The sequence below is a fragment of the Methylacidimicrobium tartarophylax genome (assembly GCF_902143375.2).
Taxonomy (GTDB): domain Bacteria; phylum Verrucomicrobiota; class Verrucomicrobiia; order Methylacidiphilales; family Methylacidiphilaceae; genus Methylacidimicrobium; species Methylacidimicrobium tartarophylax.
Genome location: NZ_CABFVA020000042.1, coordinates 1 through 7,820 on the forward strand (window position 1 = coordinate 1; position 7,820 = coordinate 7,820).

Genomic DNA, 7,820 nt, shown 5'->3' on the forward strand with positions numbered 1-7,820 from the left:
CCGTCGTCCGCCGCTCGGGCGGCTTGGGCAAGGCGTTCGTCGGCCCAATTCCAGTAAGCGAAGAGGGAATTTGGCCCCCGGGGAACCAGATAGAGCCGAAGGGCGCCCGAATCGGGCGCGGGCGCCGAGAGGCCCCCGAAGGGGGGATCGACCGACACGGAACTCCCCCGCTCGGCCTCCGTTCCCATCGCCGGTTCCAGGGTGAGAAAGGGATCGAGAGAGGCCTTGGGAGAAGATCTCTTCGGTCTGTTGCGGGTTGACTTGTCGCTTGTCTTGTGTCGAGACCGAGAGGAGTGACGGGGGGCTGTCTTGCGCGAGGTCATGGCGTTCTCATCCTCCTTGTTCCGTAGATCTTACGGGCCGCCGCGATCCGTTCTCATTTCCCTTCGGGCTTTTCTCGCGGGTACCCGGATGGAGGAACGAAACGGGCTCCGGATCCGCCGGAAATCCTATCCCTTTTCCTAAGCCGATACGAACTTAGCCCAATCCCATCGGCTCGACCAGCAGGAAGTCGAGGAAATCTGCCGCTGGCGCAAGAGGGTGTCAGCCTGTGGAGAGGAACGCTCTGGCGCGAGGCGCAGGCCACGCGTGAAACGGGCCTCGACGAAGCAGGAACCGAACAGCACGATCGCCGCATAGCTTTAGCCGGCTACGCGACGGTTTGCGTAGGTTTCGGAGAACGGTTGGTTGGCAGCACCCCTTGACCACAGGTGAGGACGAGGCTACGCTTCCCGATTACGGTGGTGATTCGGCGGCTGCTTCTTGCACTTCTTTTTTTGGGAATAGTGCCTGTCCGGCTCTACGCCCCCCTCGTCTGGAGGCCGGGAGAGGGTTGGACCGACGAGAGCACGGGCGCCGGCCTATCGGCTTCGAGCTCGCGCGATCAACTTGCGCTAGGGAAGAAGTTGTTTGACGCTAAGGATTACGATCACGCGATGCAGGCGTATGCCATCCTGGTGCGCCGCTGGCCCTACTCTTTCTTTGCTCCCGAAGCACAATTTCGGATTGCCGAGTGCTTGGAAAAGCGGGGCGACTTTTTGAAAGCCGACAAGGCCTACGACAAGATGATTCAGAAGTATCCGGCGAGTTCCTTTTTCGAGCAGGTGCTCGAGCGGAAGCTGGCCATCGGCAACCTCTACTTGGCGGGCGAGCCGCAGCGGCTACTCGGGATGCCGTTCGGACCCTCCATGAAGATTGCGGTCGGGATCTATGAGTCGATCATCCGTGCGGCTCCCTATGGACGATTGGCCCCGATCGCGGAGTTTCAACTGGGGCTGGCGCGGACCAACGAAAAGAACTACTCGGCGGCGATTGCGGCCTACAGCCGGATCCTCGACAAATACCCAAACTCGGAGTTGGCGGACGATGCCCAATACCAATTGGGTTATACATGGTACGTTTCCGCGCTCGCCACGGCCTACGATCAGAGCTCGGGGGATAAGGCGATGGAAGCTTTCGAAGATTATATCGTCCGCTATCCGCTGGGAGACAAGGTGGCAGCCGCACGGGAGCATCTCGTTCTGCTGAAGAAGCGGGCCACTCTCGGCAGCTTTAATATCGCCTCCTTTTACGAGAAGACAAAGAACTACAAGGCTGCCTTCATCTACTACAGCGATGTGATCCGACAGAATCCCGAATCGGAGCAGGGGAGGATTGCGGAGCATAAGGTCAAGCTGCTCCGGCCGATGGTGGAAAGGGATCTCGGCCTGCCTTCCTCCGGGACAGCCAATGTCGGCTCTCCTGCGGCAATTCCTTCCGGTCCGGCGGCGGGAGGGGCCCCTGGCGGAGGTCCGGGAGCGGGTGGTCCTTGAGAGCGGGGTCGAAAGCGCGGGGGAGCGGGCGTGCTTGGCTGCTTCTGCTTCTGCTTCTCCCGATTCTGACGGGTTGTTCGGGCGGCTACCGTCTTGGTGCGATCGGCGGCAAGCAGATGCACGGGCTTCGCACGATCTGGATCCCGACGGTGCGCAACAAGACGATCATCCCGCAACTCCAATCGATGGTCACCAACGAGATCATCAGCGCTTTCGACAACGACGGGAGCTTGCGCACGGTCGGCCCCGGCGAGGCGGATGCTGAGCTCGACGTCACCCTCACCGATTTTACCCGGATTCCCATTCGTCCGGAACTCCTTGATCCGCTTACGACCGCCGAATACCGGTTCGTCCTCATCGGGAGTGCAACGCTCATGAACCGGAAGCTCGGGCGGAATACGATCAACGGGGTGGGCGTATCAGGATCGAGCTTCTTTTTTACCCAGATCAACATGCCGGAAGCACAGAGACAGGTGATGCCTTGGGTCGCCCAGGACTTCGCCAAGCGGGTGGTGACGTTAGTCACGGAGGGGTGGTAGCAGCGCCCCCGGGCTCCGTCAGAGGGAGGAACACATAGGGCCCGAAGCGGAGCGTATGCGGGAGAAGGGAGGTGAGCCATCGTTTTGCTGCGGCGATGGCCGAGACGAGCGAGTCTCCCCAGGCGAGACGGGCGGTTATGGCAGCGGAGAGTGTGCAGCCGGTCCCGTGGGGGCTCGCTCCCGGGACGCGTGGAGCGGCGAAGGATCGGAAGATCCCGCCCTCGGCAAGGACGTCGACCGCCGACTCCCCCGAGAGATGGCCTCCCTTGAGAAGAAAGGGAACCCCGAATCGCTTTGCGAGCGCCAAGGCTGCATCCGCCAGGTCGTCCGAAGATCGGAGCGCCCTTCCCAGCAGAAGCTCGGCTTCGCCCTGATTGGGGGTAACCAGACGGGCGAGAGGGAAGAGGGATTCACCAAGAGCCGCGAGACTGTCCCGAGCGGAAAGAGGGTCGCCGCAGGAAGCAGAGAGCACGGGATCGACGACCAGCGGCAAGCCGGGGCCGAGGTCGGAGAGGCGGGCCGCGACCTCTCGGACAATCGCGGGAAGGTAGAGCATTCCCGTTTTGACCGCGGCGACCGGAAGCGAGTCGAAGACGGCCTCGATTTGGCTGCCGACTAAGGAGGGGGCGACGGCGGAAATCGCCAGGACTCTGCCGGGATGCTCCGCGACGATCGAGGTGATCGCGGTGGCGCCATAGGTGTGAAAGGCGAAGAAAGTCTTGAGGTCGGCTTGAATGCCCGCGCCGGCGCTCGAATCAGAACCCGCGATCGTCAGCGTCACCGGAGGATGGTCGGGAGGGAAAGAATTCATCGAGGGGCCTTGCCAAAGAGGGCAAACGGACCTAGTGTAAAATCGTTTTCCTTCTTTCGGATAGAGAAATGAAAGCCTCTTCCAACCCGCAAACCGTGCCTGGATTGGAGGTAAAAATCGAGAAGCTTCGTTTTCGCATGGCTTCGGAGGGGATGGGCGACCGCCCGTTCGTCTGCCAATATTACCTTAGCATCGGGAACGGGAGCGACCGGACCATCCGGCTCCAGGGGAGAAAATGGGTTCTCACCGAGCAGGAGACAGGAGAAAAGGTGGTCATCGAGGGGGAAGGGATCGTCGGATCGTTTCCCGAACTTCGACCCGGCGGAAAATTCCGCTATTCGAGCTACCATCTCTATCGGCGGACCACGATGGTAGAGGGGGCCTACTTCGGCCAGGACGATGACGGGAAGTCGATCGTTGTCGGCATTCCGCCTTTTTGTATGGCTGCCGCCCCGGAGGGAGAGATCGACCGGACGCTTTTCTGAAAAGGCTCTCTTCTCACTCCTCCTGCGGGAAAATTCGTTGCGTCCGTGAGGCAATCGCCTATTCTTTTAGGCAGAGTTCTCAAAATTGAGACGAAGACGAGAAGTTCTGCGCGTGGAAGAGGAAATCGCCGATGGGTCAGAGGCTTCCCCCTCCCAGAGGGAACCGGGAAGGCGATCGAGTTGTTCCGCAGGAAGACGAGGTTCCAAGACGAGGTTCCTTTCCCAGGCGCTCAGCGATACCGCCCATTCGGCTCTCCCCCCAATCCCTCTGGCCGGGAACGGCCAGTCTGCTCTTCGCTTCGGTCGGCTTTCGGAATCCGCCGGTTTATCCGCGTCTGCGCGGGAAGGCGGATTTCTGCCGGGCGAGGGAAGTCGTCGAAAGAGAACCGGATGCGCGAATCGAACAAAACAACCAGGGAGTGACTCATTCCGGCTCCTTGCCTCTATCGGGCATCCGGATTTGGGGTCCTCCCACCAAGGGATAGTCAATCATGAGTCAAGATCCTTCCACATCGAGAAATTTCGGACGTTATCGTGGTCGGGACCAGCGGTCGAGAAGGCGGGGGGGCCGGGAAAGGCCTCCGGCGCCGCCGCGCGAGCTTTCCTTCGGAGAGAAGGTGCAGGCCTTTTTCCAGGGACTTTTTGGACAGCGGCAACAGCCGCCGTCGCCGACGGCTCGTCCCGGGGCGGCTCGGGAGCGGGAACCACGAAAGGCGGCTAGTCCGTCACCGAAGAGCGGGACACCGATGTTTGAATCGGTCGTCGCTCCCTCCACGCCGAGGCTTTATGTCGGGAACCTTCCCTATGAGGTCGCGGAAAGCGATCTCTTCGACTTTTTCTCGAAGGTCGGATCGGTGAAAAATGTCGATATCGTTCGGGATCGGCGGACCAATCGCTCCAAGGGCTACGGGTTTGTCGAGATGGTGGACCTGGAGACGGCGAAGCAGGCGTTTACCCAGTTGAATCGAGTCGAGCTCGTCGGCCGTCAGATCGTGGTGAGCGGCGCGAAATCGGAACGCCGGGACGGACGCCGAGAGGCATCCGAGCCTTCTCTCTGAGAACCGGACGAGTCCCATGGTAGTCGAAGAGGCGCTCGCGCTGCTTCTGCGCGGCACCGAGCAGGTCTACTCCGCCCATGAACTACGGGAGCGTTTGGGGGCTTCCCGTCCTCTGCGCGTCAAGTTCGGGGTCGATCCGACCTCGCCCGATCTCCACTTGGGCCACTCGGTGCCCCTGTTCAAGCTGCGCCAATTTCAGGATCTGGGGCATCAGGCGGTCCTGGTGATCGGTGATTTTACCGCCCAGATCGGCGATCCGACCGGGCGCAACGCGGCTCGGCCCGAAGCTTCGGCGGAAGAAGTTCGCCGGAATGCAGCGACCTACCGGGAGCAGGCCTTTCGGATCCTCGATCCCGACCGCGTGGAAATCGTCTGGAATTCCACCTGGTTTGAGAAGATGACGAGCCGGGAGATGCTGCTCTTGCAGCGCCGGGCGACCGCGACCCAGATCCTGCAAAGACGCGACTTCCAACAGCGCTGGGAGAAGGGCGAACCGATCGGGCTCCACGAGCTTTTTTATCCCCTTCTCCAGGGCTGGGATTCCGTCATGGTGCGTGCCGACGTGGAGATCGGCGGCAGCGATCAGCTTTTCAACATGCTGATCGGCCGCGATCTCCAGGAGCAGGTCAAGCAGCCGCCCCAGGTCGTCCTGACCCTTCCCCTACTGGAAGGGGTCGATGGCGAGAATAAGATGAGCAAATCGCTGGGCAATGCGATCGGCGTCGCCGAAGGCCCCGAAGAGATCTTCGGCAAGACGATGAGCATCTCCGACGAACTCATGGGCAAATGGTATCCCATCTTGCTGGGCAATCTTGTTCCCCCCGACGCGCATCCGATGGAGGCGAAGAAGAAGCTGGCCGAATGGCTGGTCGCCCGCTTCCATGGAGAAGAAAAGGCCGAGAAGGCACGCATGACCTTCGAGCGGGTCTTCTCCCATCGGGAAGTGCCGGAGGAGATCCCGGAGTTCGACCTCCCGGGACAGGAGATGCCGATTCTCGAAATCCTCCTTTCGATCGGAGCGGTGCCGAGCAAGTCGGAGGGGAGGCGGCTCGTGACCCAGGGCGCGGTGCTCGTCGACGGGCTCCGTATCACCGATCCTCGCTCCACGGTCCGTTTTACGGCTCATCCCCTGCTCCGTTGCGGCAGGCGGTTTTTTGCGCGGCTCAAGCCCGAGGGGCTATAAATTCCCGCAGCTACCGCAAGCCTTGGGTACGGACTTTGTGAGATATATCGGCTAGATTCCGCCGGCGGGAGGCGAAGGCAAGGAGCCAGTCGGGTAGGGACAAAGATCCCGCAGGCTGCACCGGGTGCAGCCGGGATTGCGCGCGGTGCAGACGGCTCGGCCATGTGCCTGCAAAAGATGGCAAAAGGAGACGCGATCCGGCTCAGGAACCAGTTCCAGGAGGTCGGCTTCGATCTTGTCGGGATCGGTTTGGGCCGTGAGGCCGAGCCTTCCCGAGACACGGCCGACATGAGTATCGACGCCGATTGCGGGTTGACCGAAGGCGTTGCCGAGGACGATATTCGCCGTCTTGCGGCCTACTCCAGGGAGGGAGAGAAGCTCGTCGAGCCGATCCGGAACCTTTCCCCCGAACTGATCCATCAGGGCTCGACATGCTTTCTGGATGGCACGTGTCTTGTTCCGGTAGAAGTTAATCTTCCGTAGTTCATTCTGGAGCTGCTCCTCGGGAACGGCTGCCCAGTCGGCCGCGCGGCGGTATCGGGAAAAAAGCGATGGTGTCACCAGATTGACGAGTTCATCTCTGGCTTGGGCGGCCAGGATGAGGGCGATCAAGAGCTCCAGAGGGTTGGAGAAAGCGAGGGCGAGCTTGGCATGGGGATAGAGCCCGTGGAGAATCCGGAGGATCTGCACGACCCGTTTGCGCTTTGCTTCGCTCGTTTCCATCTGAGAACCTCGCGTGCGGCAGCGCGGGTCGGCACCGCTCACGCGAGAAGCGGGCGAGCGGCGGCGAGAATCCGCTCTACATTGGGAAGCACTTCCGCTTCGAGCTTGCCGTTGTAGGGCTGAGGAATATCCAGACCGGTCACCCGGAGGATCGGGGCGTCGAGCCAGTCGAAGAGCCGGCGTTGGACGTCGTAGGCAATCTGGGCACCCCAGCCGGCGAAAGGCTTGTTTTCCTCGACGATCAGGAGGCGGTTGGTCTTTTGGACCGATTGCGCGATCCGATCAAAGTCGTACGGTTTGATCGTTCTCAGATCGATGACGTCCGCTTCCTTCCCGCTTGCGGAAAGCGCTTCCGCCGCGGAAAGGGCCGTATGCGTGGAATAGCCTGCGCTCACGATGGTCAGGTCGGCGCCTTCTCGACAGAGCCTCGCTTCCCCAATCGGAGTGAGAAATTCGGCATCCGGGACTTCGCCTTCCAACCCGTAAAGCCATTCGCCCTCGAAAAAGAAGACCGGGTTGTTGGAGCGGATGGAACTTTTGAGGAGCCCCTTGGCATCCTCCGGAAACGCGGGGCTCACGACGGTGAGAGCGGGCACTCCGGCAAACCAGCTTTCCGGACAGTGAGAATGTGTCGCGCCGATCTGTGTTCCGCCTCCGCTCGGTCCGCGGAAGACCATGGGAAGGTCGAACTGCCCTCCGGACATAAACCGAAGCGATCCGACATTGTTGATCAACTGGTCGAAAGCGACGAAAGAGAAGCTCCAGTTCATGAACTCGACGATGGGGCGCAACCCGTAAAGAGCCGCACCCACGGCAAGGCCCGAAAAAGCGGCTTCGCTGATGGGCGTGTCGATAACCCGCTTGGCGCCGAAGCGCTGGAGGAGTCCTTGAGAAACCTTGAAGGCACCTTGGTATTCCGCAACCTCTTCCCCAATCAGGAAGACAGAGGGATCCCGTTCCATCTCCTCGGCCATAGCCTGATTGAGGGCCTGGCGGTAAGTGATCTTAGCCATGGAAGAAATTAGATGTCGCTATAGCGTGGTCGCGGGATCGGGTCAATCTGGTCTTCCGGGGAAAACGGGAGAGAGAAGGCGAGGGCGAGATCGGGCTCCGGGCTCTGCTCGGCGAAGGTGAGGGCGTCCTGGACTTCCGCGCGCGCCTCCGCATCGATCTGCTTGGCCACGGCATCCGAGAGGATCTCACGCTCTTC

9 protein-coding genes and 1 pseudogene are annotated in these 7,820 nt (G+C 61.1%); 5 read left to right on the top strand and 5 right to left on the bottom strand.

The genetic code is table 11. From position 1 onward, the window contains the following. Nucleotides 1-323 (bottom strand): hypothetical protein (locus MAMT_RS04795; protein WP_142659873.1); only part of this gene is annotated, 323 nt, incomplete at its 3' end. A gap of 387 nt (nucleotides 324-710) precedes the next feature. Between MAMT_RS04795 and MAMT_RS04800 the strand changes: the two genes are divergently transcribed. Both MAMT_RS04800 and lptE read left to right on the top strand, forming a co-directional pair. Further along, complete coding sequence (locus MAMT_RS04800; RefSeq protein ID WP_246186531.1) at nucleotides 711-1,811, top strand: tetratricopeptide repeat protein; 1,101 nt, start codon at nucleotides 711-713, stop codon at nucleotides 1,809-1,811. Next, nucleotides 1,808-2,350, top strand: a complete 543-nt coding sequence (gene lptE / locus MAMT_RS04805; RefSeq protein WP_246186532.1) for an LPS assembly lipoprotein LptE — start codon at nucleotides 1,808-1,810, stop codon at nucleotides 2,348-2,350. Before MAMT_RS04800 ends, lptE begins: the two co-directional genes overlap by 4 nt. Here the strand turns inward: lptE and thiD are convergent. Then, nucleotides 2,334-3,161, bottom strand: coding sequence for a bifunctional hydroxymethylpyrimidine kinase/phosphomethylpyrimidine kinase (thiD, locus tag MAMT_RS04810; RefSeq protein WP_142659874.1), 828 nt, complete (start codon nucleotides 3,159-3,161; stop codon nucleotides 2,334-2,336). The two genes, lptE and thiD, sit on opposite strands and share 17 nt — an antisense overlap. 68 nt (nucleotides 3,162-3,229) lie before the next feature. On the opposite strand from thiD, the gene MAMT_RS04815 reads away from it, so the two are divergent. The 3 genes from MAMT_RS04815 (at nucleotide 3,230) to tyrS (ending at nucleotide 5,887) form a co-directional block, all read left to right on the top strand. Next, a complete protein-coding gene (locus tag MAMT_RS04815) occupies nucleotides 3,230-3,646 on the top strand; it encodes an ApaG domain-containing protein (RefSeq protein ID WP_142659875.1) in 417 nt (138 codons plus the stop codon). 746 nt (nucleotides 3,647-4,392) lie between these two features. After that, nucleotides 4,393-4,704: an RNA recognition motif domain-containing protein gene (locus MAMT_RS04820; protein WP_142659876.1), complete on the top strand. Its 312-nt coding sequence runs from the start codon at nucleotides 4,393-4,395 to the stop codon at nucleotides 4,702-4,704. Nucleotides 4,705-4,720: 16 nt separating this feature from the next. Further along, a complete protein-coding gene (gene tyrS, locus MAMT_RS04825; RefSeq protein ID WP_142659877.1) occupies nucleotides 4,721-5,887 on the top strand; it encodes a tyrosine--tRNA ligase in 1,167 nt (388 codons plus the stop codon). Nucleotides 5,888-5,938: 51 nt separating this feature from the next. Here the strand turns inward: tyrS and nth are convergent, their stop codons facing one another. The 3 genes and pseudogenes from nth to MAMT_RS04840 all read right to left on the bottom strand — a co-directional run. Then, nucleotides 5,939-6,610, bottom strand: coding sequence for an endonuclease III (nth, locus tag MAMT_RS04830; protein ID WP_142659878.1), 672 nt, complete (start codon nucleotides 6,608-6,610; stop codon nucleotides 5,939-5,941). A gap of 38 nt (nucleotides 6,611-6,648) precedes the next feature. Next, a complete protein-coding gene (locus MAMT_RS04835; RefSeq protein ID WP_142659879.1) occupies nucleotides 6,649-7,623 on the bottom strand; it encodes an alpha-ketoacid dehydrogenase subunit beta in 975 nt (324 codons plus the stop codon). 8 nt (nucleotides 7,624-7,631) lie between these two features. Continuing rightward, a pseudogene (locus MAMT_RS04840) lies at nucleotides 7,632-7,820 on the bottom strand (pyruvate dehydrogenase (acetyl-transferring) E1 component subunit alpha); the annotation flags it as partial.

What these genes read in the sequence shown, in the direction of transcription:
- thiD (WP_142659874.1), bottom strand. Translation starts at nt 3,161, where the DNA reads ATGAATTCTTTCCCTCCCGACCATCCTCCGGTGACGCTGACGATCGCG.
- MAMT_RS04815 (WP_142659875.1), top strand. Translation starts at nt 3,230, where the DNA reads ATGAAAGCCTCTTCCAACCCGCAAACCGTGCCTGGATTGGAGGTAAAA.
- MAMT_RS04820 (WP_142659876.1), top strand. Translation starts at nt 4,393, where the DNA reads ATGTTTGAATCGGTCGTCGCTCCCTCCACGCCGAGGCTTTATGTCGGG.
- tyrS (WP_142659877.1), top strand. Translation starts at nt 4,721, where the DNA reads ATGGTAGTCGAAGAGGCGCTCGCGCTGCTTCTGCGCGGCACCGAGCAG.
- nth (WP_142659878.1), bottom strand. Translation starts at nt 6,610, where the DNA reads ATGGAAACGAGCGAAGCAAAGCGCAAACGGGTCGTGCAGATCCTCCGG.
- MAMT_RS04835 (WP_142659879.1), bottom strand. Translation starts at nt 7,623, where the DNA reads ATGGCTAAGATCACTTACCGCCAGGCCCTCAATCAGGCTATGGCCGAG.